This is a genomic window from Micromonospora sp. DT178, from assembly GCF_049841695.1.
Lineage (GTDB): Bacteria > Actinomycetota > Actinomycetes > Mycobacteriales > Micromonosporaceae > Micromonospora.
The window spans coordinates 196,138-216,854 of the sequence record NZ_JBNCKV010000011.1 but is presented as its reverse complement, the minus strand read 5'-3'; the positions used below and the strand labels follow the sequence as shown (position 1 = coordinate 216,854).

18 protein-coding genes are annotated in these 20,717 nt (G+C 72.9%); 6 read left to right on the top strand and 12 right to left on the bottom strand.

The features are described 5' to 3' along the window. Positions 1–99: 99 nt before the first annotated feature. Together ACLQ22_RS21865 and ACLQ22_RS21860 are read right to left on the bottom strand one after the other, a co-directional pair. On the bottom strand, positions 100–1,692 hold the full coding sequence (locus tag ACLQ22_RS21865; protein WP_425693935.1) for a hypothetical protein: 1,593 nt from the start codon (positions 1,690–1,692) through the stop codon (positions 100–102). Next, positions 1,689–3,392, bottom strand: a complete 1,704-nt coding sequence (locus ACLQ22_RS21860; protein ID WP_425693934.1) for a DUF4127 family protein — start codon at positions 3,390–3,392, stop codon at positions 1,689–1,691. Before ACLQ22_RS21860 ends, ACLQ22_RS21865 begins: the two co-directional genes overlap by 4 nt. A 185-nt stretch (positions 3,393–3,577) precedes the next feature. Here ACLQ22_RS21860 and ACLQ22_RS21855 point away from each other — a divergent pair, with 185 nt between their 5' ends. Continuing rightward, positions 3,578–4,642: a LacI family DNA-binding transcriptional regulator gene (locus ACLQ22_RS21855; protein ID WP_425693933.1), complete on the top strand. Its 1,065-nt coding sequence runs from the start codon at positions 3,578–3,580 to the stop codon at positions 4,640–4,642. Between the two features lie 102 nt (positions 4,643–4,744). Here the strand turns inward: ACLQ22_RS21855 and ACLQ22_RS21850 are convergent, their stop codons facing one another. The 4 genes from ACLQ22_RS21850 to ACLQ22_RS21835 form a co-directional block, all read right to left on the bottom strand. Next, on the bottom strand, positions 4,745–6,016 hold the full coding sequence (locus ACLQ22_RS21850) for a glycoside hydrolase domain-containing protein (protein ID WP_425693932.1): 1,272 nt from the start codon (positions 6,014–6,016) through the stop codon (positions 4,745–4,747). Positions 6,017–6,119: 103 nt separating this feature from the next. Next, the gene (locus ACLQ22_RS21845; RefSeq protein WP_425693931.1) at positions 6,120–7,580 is read right to left on the bottom strand and encodes an SDR family NAD(P)-dependent oxidoreductase; all 1,461 of its coding nucleotides are present in this window, start codon (positions 7,578–7,580) and stop codon (positions 6,120–6,122) included. Positions 7,581–7,839: 259 nt separating this feature from the next. Continuing rightward, positions 7,840–8,883 (bottom strand): fatty acid desaturase family protein, encoded by a 1,044-nt coding sequence (locus ACLQ22_RS21840; protein WP_425693930.1) that lies wholly within the window; start codon positions 8,881–8,883, stop codon positions 7,840–7,842. 339 nt (positions 8,884–9,222) lie between these two features. Further along, the gene (locus ACLQ22_RS21835; protein WP_121398217.1) at positions 9,223–9,423 is read right to left on the bottom strand and encodes a hypothetical protein; all 201 of its coding nucleotides are present in this window, start codon (positions 9,421–9,423) and stop codon (positions 9,223–9,225) included. 374 nt (positions 9,424–9,797) lie between these two features. Between ACLQ22_RS21835 and ACLQ22_RS21830 the strand changes: the two genes are divergently transcribed. Beyond that, complete coding sequence (locus tag ACLQ22_RS21830) at positions 9,798–10,880, top strand: ice-binding family protein (protein WP_425693929.1); 1,083 nt, start codon at positions 9,798–9,800, stop codon at positions 10,878–10,880. A 151-nt stretch (positions 10,881–11,031) separates the two neighbouring features. On the opposite strand, the gene ACLQ22_RS21825 is transcribed toward ACLQ22_RS21830, so the two are convergent. From ACLQ22_RS21825 to ACLQ22_RS21805, 5 genes are all read right to left on the bottom strand, one after another. Next, positions 11,032–12,510, bottom strand: coding sequence for a glycoside hydrolase family 130 protein (locus ACLQ22_RS21825; RefSeq protein WP_425693928.1), 1,479 nt, complete (start codon positions 12,508–12,510; stop codon positions 11,032–11,034). Then, complete coding sequence (locus tag ACLQ22_RS21820) at positions 12,507–13,511, bottom strand: glycosyltransferase (protein WP_425693960.1); 1,005 nt, start codon at positions 13,509–13,511, stop codon at positions 12,507–12,509. Before ACLQ22_RS21820 ends, ACLQ22_RS21825 begins: the two co-directional genes overlap by 4 nt. Before the next feature lie 44 nt (positions 13,512–13,555). Beyond that, positions 13,556–14,695: a glycosyltransferase gene (locus tag ACLQ22_RS21815; protein ID WP_425693927.1), complete on the bottom strand. Its 1,140-nt coding sequence runs from the start codon at positions 14,693–14,695 to the stop codon at positions 13,556–13,558. A 201-nt stretch (positions 14,696–14,896) separates the two neighbouring features. Beyond that, positions 14,897–15,910: a glycosyltransferase family 4 protein gene (locus tag ACLQ22_RS21810; protein WP_425693926.1), complete on the bottom strand. Its 1,014-nt coding sequence runs from the start codon at positions 15,908–15,910 to the stop codon at positions 14,897–14,899. Further along, positions 15,907–16,725 carry a DUF5994 family protein gene (locus ACLQ22_RS21805; protein ID WP_425693925.1) on the bottom strand — a complete coding sequence of 273 codons (819 nt, stop codon included), beginning with the start codon at positions 16,723–16,725 and terminating at the stop codon, positions 15,907–15,909. The genes ACLQ22_RS21810 and ACLQ22_RS21805 overlap by 4 nt, the downstream gene beginning before the upstream one ends. 543 nt (positions 16,726–17,268) lie before the next feature. Between ACLQ22_RS21805 and ACLQ22_RS21800 the strand changes: the two genes are divergently transcribed. The 4 genes from ACLQ22_RS21800 (at position 17,269) to ACLQ22_RS21785 (ending at position 19,399) form a co-directional block, all read left to right on the top strand. Continuing rightward, entirely contained in the window at positions 17,269–17,817 is a 549-nt protein-coding gene (locus tag ACLQ22_RS21800) for a TetR/AcrR family transcriptional regulator (RefSeq protein ID WP_425693924.1), read from the top strand. Further along, a complete protein-coding gene (locus ACLQ22_RS21795) occupies positions 17,814–18,191 on the top strand; it encodes a DMT family transporter (protein WP_425693923.1) in 378 nt (125 codons plus the stop codon). The genes ACLQ22_RS21800 and ACLQ22_RS21795 overlap by 4 nt, the downstream gene beginning before the upstream one ends. After that, on the top strand, positions 18,188–18,517 hold the full coding sequence (locus ACLQ22_RS21790; protein WP_425693922.1) for a DMT family transporter: 330 nt from the start codon (positions 18,188–18,190) through the stop codon (positions 18,515–18,517). The genes ACLQ22_RS21795 and ACLQ22_RS21790 overlap by 4 nt, the downstream gene beginning before the upstream one ends. 138 nt (positions 18,518–18,655) lie before the next feature. Next, positions 18,656–19,399 (top strand): glyoxalase, encoded by a 744-nt coding sequence (locus ACLQ22_RS21785; protein ID WP_425693921.1) that lies wholly within the window; start codon positions 18,656–18,658, stop codon positions 19,397–19,399. A gap of 159 nt (positions 19,400–19,558) precedes the next feature. On the opposite strand, the gene ACLQ22_RS21780 is transcribed toward ACLQ22_RS21785, so the two are convergent. Then, positions 19,559–20,575 (bottom strand): methyltransferase, encoded by a 1,017-nt coding sequence (locus tag ACLQ22_RS21780; RefSeq protein WP_425693920.1) that lies wholly within the window; start codon positions 20,573–20,575, stop codon positions 19,559–19,561. Positions 20,576–20,717 lie beyond the last annotated feature (142 nt).

Below are 20,717 nucleotides of genomic sequence, written 5' to 3'. Positions count from 1 at the left end.
GCTGAGGGCGCGGGATGTCAGTCGTCTGTCGCGACGCATCGGTTCACTTTCGTCGTGGTGGTGGTGCACGGGGTCATCGGACGGCGCTCGGTGGCGCGGTCACCGGGTGCCGGCGTATCCGACCGCCTTGAGGATGCCGAGGCCGTTGTGGGCGACGGGGAGGGTGCCCCGGGTGCCCTTGCACAGCTGTTCGGTGGTGTCGCTGTCACCGTCGAGGTCGTCGGCGTCCCGGGCGGGCAGGAACATCGCGGCCAGCGAACGGTCGAGCAGGGCGTAGAGGGCGTCCTGACGGTCCGCCTGCTGCAACCGTTGGTAACCCGCGGCGAACTTGGCTGGCACCACCTGTTTGCGCAGCTCGGCGAGGATGCCGAAGCCGACGATGTCGTAGTACTTGGCCTCGGCGTTCTCGTTGGGCGGGGTGAGGCGGAAGAAGCCGCCGAAGGACAGGTGCGGGTCGTAGTCCCGCGCGTCACCCGACGGCGTCGGACCCTGGTTGTCCGGCGGGTAGTACGGGTCCACGGCGCCGGCCGCGGTGTCGTCGACGCAGTCGAGCGGGTCGCTGGCCGAGGCGGTGTGCCAGCCCGGGAGGCTGGTGTACGTGGTGTAGAGGCTTGTCACGGCGGCAGCCGCGGCACTGGCGCCGTGGAGCTGGCGTTCGTGGTCGTAGAGTCCGGCCAGCCCGTACTCGATCATGTCGGTGCCCAGGGTCCCGCCCGCGATCTGGCCGTCGGTGTAGGCGCAGGAGCCCTTGCGGTGCCACCGGTTGTCGCGGCAGTCCGCGCTGTACGCGCTCTGCGCGACCACCCGGTTCTGGCTGGTGGTGGGGGAGTCGAAGTCGAAGGTGTACCAGTCCGCGCCGAGTTGGAGTCCCGTGCCGAGGAACTGCCGGGCGGTGGCGGCCGACTGGCCGTACCGGTCGTCGGGCGGCGCCACGGCCGTCTCCAGCCGTTGCAGGAACGCGATCGCGGTGAGGTTCCAGGTGGACATCGTCGAGTAGAGGTTGCTCCAGCTGGAGATCTGGTCGACGTAGCCGCCCGGCGGGGTGGTGGGCTGGCCGAGCCCGTCGACGAACGGATGCACGCCGTAGGCCTGGTAGTAGGCGCGCGGGTCCTGCATCCGCAGCAGGAACTCGCCGATGCCGGTGGCGGCGTCGAGGTAGGCGGCGGCGCCGGTCGCCTCGTGGGCGGCCAGCAGCGCCTCTCCGCACGCCGCGTTGCCGAACGAGGTGAAGTAGCGGATCTGGCCGTCCGGGGTGCTCGCCACCGCGTCGTCGAAGATCTTCGGCGCGTTCGGGTCCTTGGGTAGCCGGTGGGCGAGCACCGCGCCGGCGAACTCGTCGACCAGCCCGGTCTCCACGCTCGACAGCGACCGCTGCTCGTACGCCGCCCGTTGGTCCAGATAGACCGAGATGAACTGCAGCGAGGTGCAGGCGGCGGTGCTCTGCCGCGGTCCGCCGATGGTGCACGGACTCGCCGTGGTGCACGCCCGGCCGGCTATCACGAGTTGGTCGCCGTGGACGTGTTCGATGTCCCGGCGCAACCCGTTGCGGACCCCGTCGTACGACGCCACGAGCCAGTCGAAGTAGCTGTCGACGAGGGGGACGGCAGCGGAGGCGGCGGCCGGCGCGGTCGGGACCGGCAGCGCGACGCCGACGACGAGCGCGGCCAGCAGCGCGGCCGCCCGCGCCCTCACCGTGGCCCCCCGTCCGGGGTCAGGACGATCCGGGGCTCGGCGGCGATCTCGCCGGTGCGGTTCCACGGCAGGTGGAGGTGCCAGGCGTCGAGCCGGTCCACGCGGGCCGTCACCGGCGCCCGTCCGTCGCTGCCCAGGGCGAGCGTGGCCCCGGCGAACTCGTCGGCGAACAGCTTCTGCGCGTGCGGGGTGGTGTTGTCGACCGCGTACGCGTTGATCTCTTGGAAGTGCGTCGCGATGTTCTGCGGGTCCGGCTCGCCCAGCGCGGACGCGTAGGCGGTGGTGGCCGCGCGGACGTCGTTGCGGTACGAATCGGTCTGCACCAGTTCCGAGACGGACAGTTCGATGCTGGCTCGGGCCGCGTCGTGCAGGAGGGCCCGCCGGGCGGCCAGGACCGGCTCGCCGAGGGTGCCGGGCGCACCGGGCGGCAGGTCGCCGCGGACCGAGCGCTGCCGCAGCGCCCAGCGGGACGTCGCCTGGGCAAGGCTGATCCCGACGTTCCAGCCGGAGTAGCCGGCCAGCTCGACGTACCGGATCCGGCCATTGAGCAGGGACAGCAGACGCCGGTCGGAGTGCCCGGCGACCGCGTCGTCGCCCAGGGCCACGGGGCGTCCGGCCCGCACGTGGGCGACCAGGCGGTCGGCGAACGGCGCCACCGACGCGGAACTGCCACCCGTGTTGGCCATCAGGACCAGGTCGGCGTGCTCCGGCCGGTCCACGACCGTGCCACCGAGGATGTCGACGTAGCCCTGGATGAGCCGGGCGTACGGGATGTTCTGGTAGGGGGCGGTCCAGGTCTCGCCCGGCGCCCGGGAGTACTCGACGCTCACCCGGGGGCGCACGTCGGCGTCCCGGACGGCGATCTTGGCGATGAGCAGGGCGGCCACCACGTCGGCACCCGGATAGATCACCACCCGGTCGCCGACGCCCAGCTCGGCGATGCGGGCGGCGAGTGCCTGGGACTCGGGTCGGTGCAGGCCGTGGCCGGTGGCGTCGTCCTGGCCCACCACGAGGAAGTCGAAGATCCCTTCGGCCGCCCATTCGATCATCGTCAGGTTGAGCCGGTGGTTGCGCGCCCGGGTGGCCAGGTAGTCGTCGCGCACGTCGGCCGGGATCTGGGACTCCAACGCGTCGAGTTGCGGGCGCTTCTCCACCATGGCGAGGTTGTCGACCTCGTCCTTCACCGTGGCCCACGCCCGCAGCTCGTTGCGCCACGGCCCCTCGGGGGTGAGCCGCATGATGGTGTCGAAGGCGTAGAGCCGCCGGTGCGGGCGGCGCCGCCGGACGGCCCGTACCGCCGCCAGCCGGGCGAACGCCTCGGCCTCCGGTACCGAGCTGTTGCGGGAGTTGAGCAGTCCACCGTAGGCGAGCATCGGTAGGGCGACGACCAGCGCGTCGGCCTGGGTGGTGGACGAGGTCAACCACCGGCCGACGGCGCGGCCGTCGCCGGGGGTGAAGTGCCGACCCAGGGCCTCCCGGGGCGGTAGCACGGTGTCGTAGCCGGCGCCGGTGGCGATCTGTTGCGGGGCGTACCAGGTGTAGGGCCGGTCGTCGAGCGGGACCAGGGCGATCCGGCCGAGCCGGGGGGTCTTCGGCCGGGCGTGCGCCGGGGATCCGAGGGCGGCGAGGCCGGTGAGGCCGGCGACGGTGAGGCCGGCTGCCCGAAGAAGGCCGCGGCGGGACAGGGGGTGATCAGGCATGTCGGCTCCTTGCGTTGCCGGGGGATGCGCTGAGTCTTGGATCAACAAGAACCCCGGGTCAAGACCGCCGGAGCCCGTAATACGTATTACTCTCGCTGGTCGCCCTTGACACCGGTTCTGCGGGCCGGGCAGCATCCACGGCGACAATCCTCGATACGCGACGCTTCAGAAGGTGGCCGATATCCGTGTCCGCAGGGCGGGGCAGGCTGACGCAGCACGAGATCGCGCGGATGGCCGGGGTCAGCCAGACGACCGTGTCACTCGTGCTCAACGACCGGTGTGAGGCGGCCTGGCGGATCGCCCCGGAGACCCGGGAACGGGTGCTGCGCGTCATCCGCGAGACGGGCTACGTCGCCGACCCGCTCGCCCGGCGGCTGCTGCGACAGCACAACCAGATCCTGGGCGTGTTCACCTACGAGTCGGTGTTCCCGAGCACCAGCGCGAACTTCTACCACCCGTTCCTGTCCGGCATCGAGGCGTGCGCGGAGAGCATCGGGTGCGACCTGCTGCTGTTCACCAGCGCCCCCGTGAGCGGCGGCAGCCGGCGGATCTTCCACGACAACAACCGCATCCGGCTCGCCGACGGATGCGTACTGCTCGGTCGGGAGATTCCCCGCGACGAGCTGGCCCGGATGGTCGCCGGCGACATGCCCTTCGTGTCCGTCGGTCGACGCGACGACGCCCATCTACCCTCCGGTGAGGGGGGTCCGGTGCCCTACGTGGGCGCGGACTACGCCCAGGCCACCGCCGCCCTCGTCCGCCGCGCCGTCGACCTCGGACACCGGGTGCTGGCGTACGTCGGCGCCGGTGCGGGCGCGGAATCCGCCACCGACCGGCTCGCCGGCTTCACCGCCGCGGTCCGGGAGACCGGAGTGGACGGTCGACACGAGCAGGTCGGCGGCAGGACCTCGGCGGAACTGCTCGACGCACTGCGCCCGACCGGAGTCACCGCCGTCTTCTGCGAGGAACTGGTCGAGGCGGCGGCGGTGGCCGAGGCGGCGCGGGCCCGAGGCCTGTCCGTGCCCGGTGACCTGTCCCTGGTGGCCCTCGGTGATCCCACCCGTCAGGCCGATACCGACCTCGACTTCACGGGCTTCCACATCGCGCGCAGGGAGATGGGCTGGCAGGCCATCGAGGTGCTCGACGACATCCTGCACGGCCGGAGCAGCGAGCACCAGCGCCTGCTGCCCTGCGAGCTGGTCGAGGGCGAGACCCTCGGTCCCCCGAGCCCGGCGACCGGTCGTCCCTGAGCACCACAGGGCGCGGGGGAGGGTGCGGGAGGTGACGCCGGGCGGCGCGGACGACCCTGTCGGGGGACGCCGCCCGGACCACGTCGACCGGGAGACGGGGGCTCAGGCCCGGGTGATCCGAACCGCGTCGGCGACCACGTAGCCGCTGCCGCTGGTCCAGCGGCTCACCCCGACCTTGTTGCCGTCGCCGGCCGCGAGCGTGAAGACGCCGATCGACACCCAGCGCCCGCCGTTGACGCGCTGGTCGACCGTCACCGACTGGTTGCCCGAGGCGGTGGCGACGAGGTAGGGCGTCTGGCTGTTGTATCCGAGGTCGGCGGGGTACCAGACCGAGATCTCGTAGGTACCCGTCGCCGGGATGTTCGCCCGGTACCAGGCGACGTCGCTGGCCGAGGTCGGGTTCGCGAACCGGTAGTCGGTGCCGAAGCGCTGCCCGGAGTACGACGACGTGCTCCAGTTGGCGCCCGCCGTGAACCGGCCGGACGTGGTGTTGTCGATCGTGGTGGTCCACTGCTGCGGGGGCGGCTGCTGGGACGTGCTCACATCCAGGTAGTTGCGGTCGATCTTCATCGTCACGCCGCCCCAGGTCTCCGTCACGTCCCCGGCGTACTGGTGCAACCGCTGGTGGTTCGCGTAGTAGGCGTCGGAACAGTAGCTCCCGGCGTCGGTGTCGGCCACGCCGTTCCACCAGGCGATCCAGATCTGGTCCAGCCTCGTGTAGCTCGGGTTGTGGTACTCCAGGCAGACGTCCCGGATGCCCGAGGATCCGCTGGAGTACATGCCGGCCAGGTAGCCCTTGGTGTGCAACCGCTCGACCCACCCGGACAGGAACGACAGCACCGCGGCGCGGCACGACGCGGTCGTCGGGTAGTGCTCGATGTCGTTGTAGATGGTGCTGCCGGCGCCGATGCCCAGCGCCTGCGCGGCGTTGGCGGCGCTGTCGGCGGCGGTGCGGCCCTGCGAGCGCGCGGTGCCGGGATCGGCGGACATCTTCGGCGCGCGGGTGCCGCAGGGCGCCTGGTAGCCGAGCTCGATGGGGATGAGGCGCCAACCGTTGGCGGTCTGGTTGGTGACCCAGGTCGCGGTCAGGTTGGGCTGCGCGCAGGTCCGACTCGCGCCGCTGATGTAGATGCCCACCGCGCGGTACGGCGAGCTGGCGCGCCACGCGTCCATCGCCGACTGCGACGGGGCGGTGCAGGTGTCGAAGCCCTTACCGACGAAGGTGCCGGGCTGCGGACCGACCGCCGACACCGCCACGGACTGCGCCTGCGGCTGGGGGGCCGGCGCCGACTCGGCCACGGCCGCCGAGCCGAGCGCGATGGTGAGCCCCGCCGCGGTGGCGAGGCCCATCAGCCATGTGGTGGTCCTTCTCATCCCGGTCTCCCTCGAAGGATTTCTTGCACGAGGTTGAAGTCAGTGAAGAACTTTTACACACGCATCGAAGGTTGGCAATAGTGGCCAATTGGTGAACGCGCCGTTACCAGGCGCAGGGCGCGTAGTCCTTGAGGAAGCAGCCGTACAGGTCCTCGCCCTGCTCGCCGCGGACGATCGGGTCGTAGACCCGGGCCGCGCCGTCGACCAGGTCCAGCGGGGCGTGGAAGCCGGCGTCCGCCAGCCGCATCTTCGTCGGATGGGGCCGCTCGTCGGTGATCCAGCCGGTGTCGACGCTGGTCATCAGGATGCCGTCGGTCAGCATCTCCTGGGCGCTGGTGCGGGTCAGCATGTTCAGCGCGGCCTTGGCCATGTTGGTGTGCGGGTGCCCCGGCCCCTTGTAGCCGCGCCCGAACTGGCCCTCCATCGCCGAGACGTTCACCACGTACTTGCGGCGGGCCGTCGCCGCGGCCATCGCCGGCCGCAACCGGCTGACCAGCACGAACGGGGCCGTCACGTTGCACAGCTGCACTTCCAGCAGCTCCACCGGGTCGACCTCGTGCACCCGCTGCACCCAGCTGTTGACCGGGTCGAGGTCCGGCACCAGACCGCCGGCGTCGATGGCGGTGGCCGCCGCGATCCGTTCCGGCGAGGCGGAGCCGCTGGTCAGCGCGAGCGCGGTGAGCGCGTGCGGGGTGAGCGGGGTCGACTGCGGCGAGGCGGTCAGGCCGCCCGCCGGATCGCCCCGGCCGGCCGGCTTGGCGAATGTGACGACCTCCGGCAGGGGGCCCTCCGGCAGGGCCGCCGCCTCCGCGGCGACGAGCTGCGCGTACGCCCCGGGGCTGCGCCGCACGGTCTGCGCCGCGTTGTTGATCAGGATGTCGAGGGGGCCCTGTTCGCTGACCGAGTCGGCGAGCGCGATCACCTGGGCGGGGTCGCGCAGGTCGATCCCGACGATCCGCAGGCGGTGCAGCCAGTCCCCGCTGTCGGGCATCGCCGCGAACCGGCGTACCGCGTCGTGCGGGAACCGCGTGGTCACCGTGGTGTGCGCGCCGTCGCGCAGCAGCCGCAGCGCGATGTACATGCCGATCTTCGCCCGGCCGCCGGTGAGCAGCGCACGGCGGCCGGTCAGGTCGGTGCGGGCGTCGCGGCGCTCCCGGTTCAACGCGGCGCAGGGCGGGCAGAGCTGGTGGTAGAAGGCGTCCACCTCGCGGTAGCGCTGCTTGCAGATGTAGCAGCCGCGCGGGTTGTGCAGGAAGCCGGCCGTCGTGCCCTCGGTGGGGGAGGCGAGCGGGATCCCCTGGGTCTCGTCGTCGATCCGGCCCGGCGCGCCCGTGGCGGTGGCGGCCGTCACCGCGCGGTCGGCCGCCGCGATGGCGTCCCGCCGTTCCTCGCGGCGGCGCTGCTTGATCACCTTGTAGAGCCGCGCGGTGGCCCGCTGCACCCGTACCACGTCGGGGTGGTCGGGAGGCAGGTCCTCCAACGCCTCGAAGACGCTGAGGCAGGTCTCCAGCTGGGTCCGGTCGATGCCGTTGTGGCCGGTTTCCGTGATGTTGTCCGCCGTCATGCCGTCGCTGTCTCGTCCCGTTTCCGCGCCGTGTCTTCCCGGCCCACGCCAAGTCCGACCCGGAACTGTACGTCACCGCACGGGTGCCGGCGCATCCCGCGCCCGCCGACCGGCCCGGGACCGACCCTCGGAACGCGGCCCGAGGAACGCGCGGTGGACCCGATGGCACGCGCGTGCGTGATCGGCGTCCCCGACCCGCCGGTAGGGCGGGGCCGTCGGCGGCGTCCGGCGCGGCGGGACCCGGCGAGCGGCCCGCGCCTCAGCCCGGGCCGGCGTCGTCGGCCGGTCGGCCCGATCCGACCGCGTGCAGGTGCCCCAGCACCTGGCGCCACGAGCGCGTCAGGCTGGTCTCGTGGTAGGGGATCTCGTGGTCGGCGCAGAACTGGCGGACCAGTGGCCGGGCGCGACGGAGGTTGGGTCGCGGCATGCTGGGAAAGAGGTGGTGCTCGATCTGATAGTTCAGGCCGCCGAGCAGGGCGTCGACGAACCAGTTGCCGCGCACGTTGCGGGAGGTGAGCACCTGGCGCCGCAGGTAGTCCAGCCGGTCGTCGGCGGCGAGGATCGGCATGCCCTTGTGGTTGGGGGCGAAGGCACTGCCGAGGTAGAGGCCGAGCAGGCCCTGGTTGACGAGGACGAACGCGACGGCCTGCGCCGGGCTCAGCACGAGGATCGCGGCCCCGAGGTATCCGACGGTGTGCGCGGCCAGCAGCGCGGCCTCCACGGGACGCCGCCTGATCCGGCTCGCGCCGACGAGGGCCTTGACGCTGTTGGCGTGCAGGTGCAGGCCCTCCAGCAGCAGCAGCGGGAAGAACAGGTACGCCTGGTGACGGACCACCAGCGCACCGGGCCCGCGCTGCTCCCGCGCCTGCCCGCGGGTGAACGACAACGGCCGCACGACGATGTCCGGGTCGTGGCCCTCGGTGTTCGGGTGCGCGTGATGGCGGTTGTGCTTGCCGACCCACCAGCCGTAACTGAGGCCGATCAGGAGGTTGCCGTGGATCAGGCCGACCAGGTCGTTGGCGCGACGGGTGCGGAAGACCTGGCGGTGGCCGGCGTCGTGACCGATGAACCCGGCCTGCGCGAAGACCACCGCGAGGACGGCCGCGACGGCCAGTTGCCACCACGACTCGCCGAGCCACCCGAACAGCGCCCAGGTGCCGACGTAGCACCCGCCGAGGGTGCCGATGCGCAGCGCGTAGTAGCCGCGCCGCGGATCGAGGAGTCCCGCCCGCCGGATCAGGCGCGACAGTTCCGCGTACTGACTGCCACCGTGACGTCGGGTGTCGAGGGTCGCATCGCTCATCGTCGCGGCTCCGTGCGCGTGGCGTTCTCGGCCTGTCGTCGTCGGACAGGCGGTCCTTCAGGGCGAGTGAGGTCGGGCGTGTGGGGACGAGGCTCTGGCGCGGGACTGGTCGGAGCGGTGGTGAGCAGCGGGCCCGCGTCGGGGCCGACCGTGACCTGCTCCCGTGGCCCGGCGGCCGTCCCGGTCGCGGCGGGGCGGCGCACCCGTCCGCCCCGATCCGCGCGGACGGGACGGGGGGCGGCGCGCCAGGGCGCACGCATCCGGGGTGTCGGGCGGGCGCCGCCCGATCACGCCGGGCCGGCGCCGTGCCGGCCCGGGCGCGGGGCGGCGCTCCCGTCCTCACCGCGCCGCGGCCGCCGGTGGCGCCGTCTGCTTGTCCCGGGCGACCGCGCCGCCGGGGACCGGTAGCCCGCCGGTGCCCGCGTCGGCGAACGCGCTGTCCCGCAGGGCCGAAAGATCACCGGCCGCCGCGTCGTTGACGGCGCGCCGGCGCCGGGCCCGTACGACGGCTGCCGCCGCCACCATCGCTGCCAGCGACATCGTTGCCGCCTGTAGCAGCGGCACCCTCCTGCTGCGTCGACGCCTCATCGCGCACTACCCCTCTCGGTTCTGAGTCCGACCTTGTTCACATCGTGGAGACACCACGGCGGCGGCGAGGGGCGATTCGGCGCATTCGACACGGTCGGGTGTTCAGCCTGTGGCGCCGCCGGGCCGAGCCAGAACTCCTCACCGGTCGATGGGCGAGGATTTCGGGATTTCCGGCGCATTTACGCCTTCTGCGTGCAAAAGTCCGATTACCTAATATTGCACGTGTGTGACTTCGGCGCGCTCAAGCGACAGTGCCGGCCGGAGACGCACCATGAGAGGGCAGCATCGTGACAGTCACCCGAATCCGTCATCTTCGGCGCGCGGCCATGCCGGCGCTCGCAGCCGTCGCCGCCGCCACCGCGGCCGTCGCCGTGCTGATCGTCAGTGGCACCGGCGCCAGCGCGGCCGAGGCGCCGGTCGGCCTGGGCACAGCGGCGAACTTCTCCGTACTGGCCGGCTCGGAGGTGACCAACACCGGTGACAGCTTCCTGGCGCAGAGCCTCGGTGTCCACCCCGGCAGCCAAGCGACAGGCTTCCCGCCGGGCACCGTCGCCGGCGAGATCCACCTCGCCGACGACGTCGCCCTGCAGGCCAAGAACGACCTGACCACCGCGTACAACGACGCCGCCGGTCGGACTCCCTTCACCAACCGGCCGGCGGAACTCGGCGGCGCCACGCTCACCCCGGGGGTGTACCGGATCGGCGCCGCGCAACTGACCGGCCAGCTGACGCTCAACAGTCAGAACGACCCGGCGGCGGTGTTCATCTTCCAAATCGCCTCCACCCTCATCACCGCCGCGAACAGCAGCGTGGTGTTCATCAACGGCGCCTCGCCCTGCAACGTCTACTGGCAGGTGGGCAGCTCGGCGACGCTCGGCACCGGCACCCGGTTCGTGGGCAACATCCTGGCCCAGACCTCGATCAGCATGAACACCGGCGCGACCCTCCAGGGCCGGGCCCTGGCCCAGACCGGCGCCGTCACCCTCGACACCAACACCATCAACACCCCCGTCTGCCTCCAGCCGACAGGAAGCCCGACCACCACCCCCACGGGCACTCCGACCGGTCAGCCCACCGGCACTCCGACGGGGACCCCGACGGGCACTCCCACGGGCACTCCGACCGGTCAACCCACCGGCACCCCGACCGGCACCCCGACCGGTACTCCCACGGGCACCCCGACGGGCACCCCGACCGGTCAGCCCACCGGGAGCCCCACCGGCTCGCCGACGGGACAGCCCACGCGAACGCCGACCTGGGTCCCGACCCCGAGCCGTACGCAGCTGCCGGTGACCGGTGCTAGCGGCGGTGGTGCGCTCGTGCCCGTCCTGACCGGCCTCGGCAGCCTCGCCGTCGCCACCGGCGCGAGCCTGCTCTTCCTCTACCGCCGCAGGACCTCCGAGTCCTGACCGGGCAGACCCCGGCGGCCGCTCACCGGCCGCCGGGGTCGGCACGGCTCAACCAGGTGGGTCCGACACCGACGCGCACCGTCCTGACCCGCCTCTGTCAAAAGAAGGTGTGAGACCGGCCGGCCGGCGGTGCGCTCAGGCCGCTCGGCACTCAGCCGGACCGCTGCCCGACCATCGCGTCGACGAGCGCGTCCAGGGGTACGGTGGCGAAGCCGACCCGGGCGTCGCTGGCACCGTACGGCAGCCAGAGCAGCTCGTCGTGGAGCAGACCGCCGCAGGAGTAGACGACGTTGGGCACGTACCCCTCGCGCTCGGTGTCGTCGGGGGCCAGCAGCGCCCCGGGCAGCTCCGCGATCACCCGCTCCGGGCGGTGCAGGTCGAGCAGCAGCGCCCCGATGGCGTAGCGGCGCATCGGGCCGACGCCGTGGGTGAGCACCAACCAGCCCGCCGCGGTCTCGACGGGCGACCCGCAGTTGCCCACCTGGATCAACTCCCAGCTGCGGCGCGGCCCGTGCAGCGGCACGGGGGCCTGCCAGGTGCCGTCATCGGCCAGGACGGTCAGTCCGATGGTCTCGCCGTCGGAGCGGCAGAGGGCCAGGTGCCCGCCATGGACGGTCCGGGGAAAGAGCGCCATGCCCTTGTTCCGGGCGCCCGGTCCGCGCATCGGGTCGATCCGGAACCGGCTCAGATCGTCGCTGGCCAACCTCCGGGCGGCGATGCGTCGACCGTCGTAGGCGGTGTACGTCGCCTGGTAGGTCGCGACGCCGGCGTCGTCGACGAACCTGACGAACCGGGCGTCCTCCATGCCGTTGCTCTCCGCCGCCGTGGCCGGCCAGAGCACCCGCTCGTGCAGGAGGGTGTCGGCCGGGAAGGCGACGGCGTAGCTGGCCGCGGAGATCCGGCGCAGCTGTTCCAGGGTGTCCGGGGTGGTGTGGCGGTAGAACAGGTCGGGCGGCAGGGCGGCCAGTACCCGTTCGAAACCTGCCTCGTCGTACTGCTCCGGCAGGGCGGCCAGCACGGTGGCGCAGACCTCGTTGTCCCAGCCCTCCTCGCGTAGCCCGGCAGCCAGCAGGTCCCGTCGGTGTCGGACGTGGCCGCGCCGGCCGCTCACCAGCGGTCCCGACCGCCCCTGCACGGCGAGGCGACTGCCGGGTCCCAGCACGGCGCTGGCGAACCCGACGGAAGAGAGGTGGCCCTCACCGATCTGGCGCAGGCTGACCGCCACCCGCAGCTGCCCCGGGCGCAGCGCCGACTGGTCGGGGTGGGACACCATGGACGGGTTGCACAGCGCCGCGGCCTCGACGGCGTACTCGTGGCTGAAGTAGGCGCCGACCAGCAGCCGGGCGGCGGGGGAGAGCTGCCGGGTGCGGGCGACCCGGTGCCGGACGAGTTCGTAGTGGTGCCGGAAGGTGCCCTCCAGGTCGCGGTGCCGGTCGCCGAAGTCGTGCAGGGTCTGTCGGAGCAGGACGTGGGTCTCGTCCGTGTCGAGGTCCGCGATCCGGTCGACGAGGTCGTGCGCGCGGGTGTGCGCCACGGCGGCGTCCTCACCCGGGACGAAGAGCTTGACGACGACCCGCCGGGGATCGGGGGTGAGGGTGAGGCTCTGGCGGGTGGCCAGGATCCCGGTCACGACCACTGCCGGGCGTGCTGCATGGTGGAGATCAGCGCCAGGGTCGACTCGGCGCCCTGGTTGAAGTTGGGGCCGTGCGGGGTGAGCCCGTCGTAGCCGCCGCCGGTCGCCGGGTCCCACATCGCCATGCCGAGGTCGTTGTTTCCCAGGAACCATCCGACGGCCCGCCCGAGCCCGATCCTCCAGGCCGGGTCGCCGGTGATCGTGGCGGCGGTCGCGCACGCGTCGGCGAGGGCGGCGACCTCGATGGGTTGCTGGTCGTGGCGTGGACGAGCGCCGTCGCGCCGCCAGCCGCCGACGGGTACGACCGAGAGCCGCCCGTTGCGCACCTGGACCTCGCACAGCCAGGTCAGCATGCGCAGCCCGTCGGCGAGCAGCGCGGCGTCTCCGCGTAGCTGGCCGGCGGCGATGACGACCTCCGCGAGGGCGCCGCTGGCGTAGCTGAGCCGCTGCTGCGGCCACGGCCAGCGCGGATCGGGGCCGACGGGGCCGACGGCGCCGGCGGCGTCGTCGAGCAGCGTCCCCGCCACGGCGTGCCCGGGATGGCGGCGCAGCACCTCGGCAGCGCCCAGGCCGGCGAAGGCCATGGCGTGCGGTGCGGCCGAACGTCGGGCGGCGCCGCGGCTGAAGGCCACGAGCGCCTCGGTGCGGATCCAGTCGGCGGGGTTGCGGGCGGCGGCCGTCCCCAGCCCCCACAGCGCACGCCCCCACCAGTCACCGAGACCGGGCTGGTCGGTCCAGCGCCGGTCGTGGCCGAGGCGGTTGTGGAAGGCGCCGCGACCGTCCTGGGCGTGGGTCAGGAAGGCCAGGTAGCGCTCGGCCAGCCCGAGCACCTGCGCCGACGGCTCCGGCTCGCGGCTGACGACCAGCAGACCCCGGGCGACGTCGTCGGTGCAGTAGCCGTGTTCCCGACGGACGATGGCGTGCCGGGCGTGCTCGAAGAGGCCGGTGTCGTCACTGAGCCGGGCCAGGTGGGTGAAGCTCGGCGCGGGTGCCGGCATCCCGGTGCCGTGGCCGCCGTCGCCGGCCCGGTCGCGCGACGTGGTCACGCCGCTGCCGGGGTGACCCGGGGCGACCGTCCGGCGATGAGCCGTCCGGCGAGGGCCTCGTACCGCGCCGCCACCGCCGGCCAGCGCAGGTCCGCCACGATCGGTCGGGAGCGGCCGGCGAGGTTGGCGGACAGGCCGGGTTCGGTGAGGATCCGCCGGATCGCGGCCGCCAGCGCCGTCGGGTCCCGATGGGGTACGACCAGACCCGGGCCGCCGGTGAGCAGCTCGACGGCGTGCGGGAAGGGTGTGGCGACGACGGGGACGCCGGCGGCCACCGCTTCGATCAGGACGCCTGAGGTCACCTGTTCGGCCGAGTCGTAGGGCAGCAGCACCACGTCGGCGGAGCGCACCAGCGCCCCGAGGGTGGCCTCGTCGTGGTACGCGGCCTGGTAGTCCACGGCGTGCGCGACGCCGAGTTCGGCGCCGAGGCGGTGCAGGCCGGCCCGGTACGCCTCGCCCTGGTGCTCGATCACCTTCGGATGGGTCCGACCGGCGACGGTGTACGTGGGGGTCGGTTCCAGGTCCTGCAACCGGGCCAGCGCCCGCAACGCCCACTCGATCCCCTTGCCGGGCCCGAGCAGTCCCCAGGTGAGCAGGTGCGGTCGGGTCCGCCGCGGGGTGGGCGCGCCCACGGCGTCGGCGGCGCCGTGCGGGATCACCGACACCTTCGCCGGGTCCACCGCGTAGCCGACGAGCAGCCGGTCGCGGGCGGTGCCGGTCATCGTGACGACCGCGCCGGCGGCGGCCACGATCTGCTCCAGCAGGGTCTTCTGCCGGGCCGAGGGCTGACGGAGCACGGTGTGCAGGACCACGATGCTCGGCACGGTGAGCCGCCGCATCAGCGGCAGGACGTCCTCGCCGTCGGTCCCGGGGTAGATGCCGTACTCGTGCTGCACCACGGCCACGTCGAAAGCGTTGAGCGCCGTGGCCGCGCCCCGCCAGCCGGCCGCGTTCCGCGTCGACCAGGTGTGCACCACGGAGGGATCCGGGCGCTGGTCGTCACCGGGGGCGGTGACCCGCACGACGCCGCCCGGCGGGCCGCCGGCGGTGAGATGGGCGGTGAGGGCCGAGTTGAAGGTGGCCAGTCCGCAGCGGGTCGGCGGGTGGGTGCTCAGGAAGCCGTAACGGGTGGACATCGGGTGCCGTGCCTTCCGGTTGTCGGCCGCCACCGAGGGAACGGGGCGGGCCTCACGAGGTAACGGCGCGCGTCGGCCGACGTGGACGGCCGACGGAACGGGTTCAGGGGGCGGCCGCCGCGTCAGCGGGGGGTGGGGCCGGCGGTGAACCTGGATCGAGTGGAGCCGGATTCGGAGCGAATTGTCGGCATCTGGACAGTGTCAGCGTTCCGGTCGACCGATGAGGTCGTCGTAGACGGCCAGGTAGTCGGCGACCATCCGGTCGGCGCCGAAGCGCTGCCGGGCCCGTGCCCGGCAGGCGGCGCGGTCGATCGCCACCACCCGGCCGACGGCCTCGACGGCCTGCGCGACGGTCCGCACGAGCAGGCCCGTCACCCCCACGTCGACCACCTCGGGCATCGACCCGCGGGCGTACGCGACGACCGGTGTTCCGCAGGCCATCGACTCCACCACGGACAGGCCGAACGGTTCGTCGAAGGCGACGGGGTGCAGCAGCGCGGCGGCGCCGCCCAGTACCTCGCCGCGGCGCCGTGGGCCCACGGCGCCCAGGAAGGCGACCCGCTCGCCGTCGACGTGCGGCTCCACCTGCTCGCGGAAGTACCGCTCGTCCTGCACGATGCCGTAGATGGTCAGCGGCCGGCCGGCCCGCCGGGCGATCTCGATGGCGGTGTGGGTGCCCTTGTCGGGGTGGATCCGGCCGAAGGCCACCAGCCCGGGACCGGGATCCGGGGTGAACGGCAGTCCGTCCAGGTCGACCCCGTGGTAGACGGTGGCGAGGTAGTCGAGTCCGCGGACCCGGTCGGCGTCGGAGATGGAGACGTAGGCCGAGCGGCCCTTCTCGTAGGCCGGCAGGATTCCCGCGCCGGAGAAGCCGTGCACGGTGGTCAGCAGCGGGGCGTCGCAGTGCTCGGCGAAGGCCAGCGGCAACCAGTCCAGGTGACTGTGCACGAGGTCGAACTCGGCGGAGCGGGCCAACGCGTGAGAGACGTGCATCGCCTCCCAGACCCGCCCGTCCATGCCCTGATCCTCGGCGTAGCCGCGCGGGCACACCCCGTCCAGGGTGGCGGAGGTGATCGAGTCCAACGTGGCGAAGAGCGTCACGTCCACGCCCCGCGCGACGAGGCCTTCGGCGAGGAGGCCGGTCACCTGTTCCCACGGGCCGTAGTGGCGCGGCGGCGTCCGCCAGGCCACCGGGCCCAGCAGGGCCACTCTCACCGCGCGGTCGACTCGCCCAGTTCGGTGAGGTCGAGACGCAGGGTCGCGAGCAGCCCGGCGTGCCGGGTGGTGTCGACCTGCGCGGGCAGTTCCCGCTCGACCCAGTCGGCCCTGGTGTGCTGGCCGCGTCGACGCAGTGCGGCCACGATCGTGTTCCGGGAGATCGTCATGGTCTGCTCCTTGGTGGCGATGGTCGGAAGGTCTCCGGTGTGCCGCTGCCTCGGCGGGGGCGCTGTCGGTGCGGGCGCCGGCGCGGACATCCCGGCCGACTCGGCGTCGGTCGGGTGGGAAGCGACGGCGGCAGGGGCCTCGGGGGTGGTGCGGAGTCGGCCGCCCTCGCTCTCCCAGCTGTGCCTGTCCGCGCTGTCGGTCCTCGCGTCGGACGTCGTTCCCGCGGCGACGAGCAACTGCGGGGAGTGGACCAGGTTGCCGGCGGTGGCGGCGAGCGCCATCGCCGCCTCGGCCAGTCCCGCCGGGGTCTCCGGCGGTACGACCAGCAGGTCGACGCGGTCGTCGTTGCGGCAGATCGCGGTCAGCAGGGTGGCGGGCTGGCTGGTGAAGTAGCCCAACCGCAGCACCCTGCCGTCGACCGCCAGGTGGCGCGGGTTGCCGTCCCAGGCGTCGGCGTTGAGGACCAGCCGGACGATCGGGCCGTGCAGCAGGTCGATGGCGAGGACGAGGCCGGGCAGTTCCGCGAGCGGGTCTGTCGATCGGGGCCACCAGCCGCCGTCGAGCAGCGTGCGTGTGGACCGGGTCGGTTCGATCCGCAAACGCGGCGTCGACGGGGGAGCGAGGGCGTGGGGCGATGGCGTCATGTCGGATCCTCATCGCCGTGACCGCGGCGTAGCGGTGGGGTCGTGCGTCAGGTCGCGTCGTGCGGCGGCAGGGCACCCGGTTCGTCGACCCCGTCCGGCCGGTTCGCCCGCCCCGATCAGGGGCGGCGCTGCGGGTCCTCGTCGCTGCGGGTCGCCTACGGCTGTGGCCGGGTGCGGGCGGTGCGGGTCACCGTGGTGCCGACCCGGGCGCCCGTACCGTGGCACGGGTCGACGGCACCGTGGGCCGTCGGAAGGTGAGAACTGTGTCCCGGGCGGTCGGTCGTGCCACCGCGGATCGGGTGCGGACCTCGCATGCCTTCGGTGGGAGCCGGCGTGGCAGGCACCTCAGGAGTGGGATGTCGTCGTTTCCGGGATGGCCCCAGCCTACGCCTGTTCGGGCCGGTCTGCGCTTCACCGCCGTTGCGGTGGTGAAAATCCGCCAGGTTGGTCAGCGCGGTCGGATCCTCGGCCGCCCGGCTTCCTGTTCGTGATCGTGCTCGCGAACGCCCGGTTACTTTACCGTCCGGACGGTAAAGTAACCGGATGCGACCAAGCCAGCGAACCGTCATCCTCGAGGCGGCCATGACCCTGGTCTCCGCCGAGGAGGGCGCGAACATCACCCTCGACGCCGTCGCCCGGCAGGCGGGGATGACCAAGCCGGGACTGATGTACCACTTCCCGACCCGCGACGCCCTCCTGCTGGCGATCGTCGACCACGCCGCCGGCCGGGTCGAGGACGCGATGCTCGCCACGCTCGCGGTGCCGTTCGACCGGGCGACCCCCGCCGCGCGGATCCGGGCGTACGCGCGCGTCGCGTACGGCGGCGACGCCAGCCGCGCGGAGTACGCGGTCGCCGCGGAAGCCGCCTACCGGCCGGCGCTGTCGGGGCCCTGGATCGGGCGGCTAGCCAAGTGGTTCGACCTGCCAGCGGACCTGCCACCGGCCACGCGCGCCCGGCTCACCCTGGCCCGGCTGGCCGCCGACGGCCTCTGGAGCGCGTCAGCCACCGGCCTGTTCCCACCCGAACCGCAGGACCGCGACGCCCTCGTCGCGCTCATCGAGGACCTGACCGCGGAAGGCGACGACTCGTGAAGCAGTGGCTGTACCTCGCCGGAGCCATCGGCCTGGAGGTGAGCGGGACCCTCGCCCTGCGGGCGGCCAACGACCACGCCGCGTGGATCGCGCTGGTCGTCGTCGGCTACACCCTCTCCTTCGTCCTCATCTCACTGGTCCTGCGCGAGGGCATGGCGATCGGCGTCGCGTACGGCATCTGGGCCGCCAGCGGGGTCACCCTCGCCGCGCTGCTGGCCGCGCTGCTGTTCGGCGACGCGCTGACCTGGGTGATGGGGCTCGGCTTCGCCGTCATCGTCGCCGGCGTCCTGCTCGTCGAACTCGGCTCCCACCAGGCGGAACCGGGACACACCTCGCCGCCCGACGTCCACCACGAGCCCCAGGGGGCACGATGAGCTGGGTCTTCCTCGCCGCCGCGATCGCCTTCGAGGTAACCGCCACCATGGCACTGCGTGCCTCCGAGGGTCTGCGCAGAAAGGCATGGGCGCCCGTCGTCGTCGGCGGCTACGTGACGTGCTTCGTCTTCCTCAGCCTGGCCCTGCGCGCCGGCATGGCCGTCGGCGTCGCCTACGGCGTCTGGGCCGCGGCCGGCATCGCACTGACCGCGGTCATCGCGCGGCTCGCCTTCGACGACCCGCTCACCAAGGTCATGATGCTCGGCATCGGTCTCATCGCCGCCGGCGTGCTCCTCGTCGAACTCGGCGCCCAGTCGGCGCACTGAGCCCACAACTCGACCCTCGGGCGTCATCCCGGCGAGGCCGGTCACGCCCGTCCTCGCCCGGCCCGGGGGCGTGCGGGGCGCCGCGCACGTTGGCACAATGGCCGGGCTGTCGACCCGGACGGGGAGTGGGTGCCGACGATGACCGAGGACCACGTCCAGCCGAACGAGACCACGGTGCCGCTGCTGCACTGCGTGTCGGCGGAGGAGACCCTGGCGTTCTGGCGCGCGCTCGGGTTCGAGGTCACCTACGAGCAGACGAAGCCGTACGTCTACCTGGCGTTCCGGTGGAGCGGGTTCGAGCTGCACTACGGCGGCGCACCGAGCGGCGTGGACCCGTCGGCCGAGAACACCGGCGGTTGCCTGGTGATGGTCGACGCGGTCGCGCCCTACCACGCGGCGTTCAGCGAGGCGATGCGCCGCACCCACGGCAGAGTGCTCGCCAAGGGGCGCCCCCGGATGACCCGTTACCGCCCCGGCGCGTCGCGGTTCAGCGTCGTCGACCCGTCGGGGAACACCATCATCTTCATCCAACGCGACGAGCCGGCGGAGCTGGAGTACGGCGGTTCGAAGCAGCTGCGGGGGTTGACCCGGGTCCTCGACAACGCGCGGATCCTGCGCGAGTTCAAGAGCGACGACCTGGCCGCCTTCCGGGCGCTCAACTCGGGGCTGCGTCGGCACGGCGACGCCGCGCCGGCCGTCGAACAGGCGTTGGCGCTGGCCGGGCTGATCGAGCTGTCGGTCGCGCTGGAGAAGCCGGAGCTGGTGCCCGACTGGGGCGCTCGGCTCACGGCACTCCCGTTGACCGCCCCGGAGCGTGAGCGGGTGCGGCAGGCGGTCGCCGAGCCCGCCGTGCTCGGGCCGTGGTTGCCGGACCCGGACTGACGTCCCTCGCCGAGCGGCGTCTCCGGACCGCCCGGATACCACCGGCGCCGACGAGCCGGCCGACCGCGCCCGCCGACCAGCACGCCCGTGGCCGGGCGAGGCGGCGGAACCGGGGCGGCGAGGTCGTCGGCGCCGGAGCCGGAGCGGGCACGCCGGCGGTCAGGCCCGGCGGGCGACCACCGCTCCGTTGGCGCCCGGGGCGTCGAACGGCACGGTGCGGACGTCGACGAAGCCGGCGTCGGTGAGCCAGGCCGTGTACTCGGCACCGGAGTAGTTCCTGCCGCCCTCGGTCTCCACCAGCATGTTCATGCCCATCAGAGCCGCCTCCGGCGGACCGGTGCGCTCGTCGTTGAGCAGCAGCTCGCAGATGACGACCGCCCCACCGGGCGGCAGCGCCGCGTGGCACTTGGCCAGCAGCGCTCGATTCGTCGGCTCGTCCCAGTCATGCAGGATCATGCTCAGCAGAATGACGTCGTGCCCGTCCGGCAGCGCCGGGTCGGCCAGGAAGTCGCCGCCGACCGTGCCGATCCGCCCGCTCATGCCTTCCGCCGCGATTCGCTCCTCGGCGCGGACGCACACGTGCGGCAGGTCGAGGATGGTCGCCCGCAGATTGGGCAGCCGGCGGCAGAACTCGATCGGGAACGCCCCGGCCCCACCGCCGACGTCGAGCAGCCGGGCGTGTGCGCCGAAGTCGTACGCGTCGGCCAGCGCGCGGGCGGTGAAGCTGGAAGTGGAGAACATGGCGTCCCAGAACTGCGCCAGCATCTCCGGGTCAGTGGTATCGAACATCGACTGCTGGGCCTGCGGGTCCCAGGTGAGGGGCCGGTCGGTGCGCAGGGCTTCGCCGATGCGGTGCCAGGGCAGGTAGGTCCGCAGGTCGGAGTAGCGGATCTGTGCACCGAAGTAGTAGGGGCGGCCTTCGACCAGGAACTGTTCGGCAAGGTCGGAGTTGCCGTAGCCGTCGCCGACCTTCTCCAACAGGCCCAGTGACGCGGACGCGGCCAACAGCAGATCCGCCGGGCGTTCGGCCAGCCCGAACTCGGCGGCGGCCTCGCCGACCGTGAGGGTCCGCCCGTTCGCGAGGCGGTTGAAGAGGCCGAGTTCGACGCCGACAGCGAGGGTCTTGAATCCCCAGACGCCGGCCACCAGACGCATGAGAGGTGTGGGACTGATCATGGAGACATGGGACCACAGGACGTCCGTCCACGATGGACCGACCCCGGCACGCCCGCGACCGTCGGTGCGCACCAACCGCACACCGGTGGCCGCGCAGCGCCTGGCGTCGTGGGGGTCGCCCGTGCGGAGGTGCTGACGGCGG

Coding starts and splice junctions, on each gene's coding strand:
- ACLQ22_RS21840 (WP_425693930.1), bottom strand. CDS start 8,883: ATGAGCGATGCGACCCTCGACACCCGACGTCACGGTGGCAGTCAGTAC.
- ACLQ22_RS21800 (WP_425693924.1), top strand. CDS start 17,269: ATGCGACCAAGCCAGCGAACCGTCATCCTCGAGGCGGCCATGACCCTG.
- ACLQ22_RS21815 (WP_425693927.1), bottom strand. CDS start 14,695: ATGTCCACCCGTTACGGCTTCCTGAGCACCCACCCGCCGACCCGCTGC.
- ACLQ22_RS21805 (WP_425693925.1), bottom strand. CDS start 16,725: ATGACGCCATCGCCCCACGCCCTCGCTCCCCCGTCGACGCCGCGTTTG.
- ACLQ22_RS21780 (WP_425693920.1), bottom strand. CDS start 20,575: ATGATCAGTCCCACACCTCTCATGCGTCTGGTGGCCGGCGTCTGGGGA.
- ACLQ22_RS21785 (WP_425693921.1), top strand. CDS start 18,656: ATGACCGAGGACCACGTCCAGCCGAACGAGACCACGGTGCCGCTGCTG.
- ACLQ22_RS21830 (WP_425693929.1), top strand. CDS start 9,798: ATGCCGGCGCTCGCAGCCGTCGCCGCCGCCACCGCGGCCGTCGCCGTG.
- ACLQ22_RS21845 (WP_425693931.1), bottom strand. CDS start 7,580: ATGACGGCGGACAACATCACGGAAACCGGCCACAACGGCATCGACCGG.
- ACLQ22_RS21820 (WP_425693960.1), bottom strand. CDS start 13,511: ATGCCGGCACCCGCGCCGAGCTTCACCCACCTGGCCCGGCTCAGTGAC.
- ACLQ22_RS21850 (WP_425693932.1), bottom strand. CDS start 6,016: ATGAGAAGGACCACCACATGGCTGATGGGCCTCGCCACCGCGGCGGGG.
- ACLQ22_RS21790 (WP_425693922.1), top strand. CDS start 18,188: ATGAGCTGGGTCTTCCTCGCCGCCGCGATCGCCTTCGAGGTAACCGCC.
- ACLQ22_RS21835 (WP_121398217.1), bottom strand. CDS start 9,423: ATGTCGCTGGCAGCGATGGTGGCGGCGGCAGCCGTCGTACGGGCCCGG.
- ACLQ22_RS21860 (WP_425693934.1), bottom strand. CDS start 3,392: ATGCCTGATCACCCCCTGTCCCGCCGCGGCCTTCTTCGGGCAGCCGGC.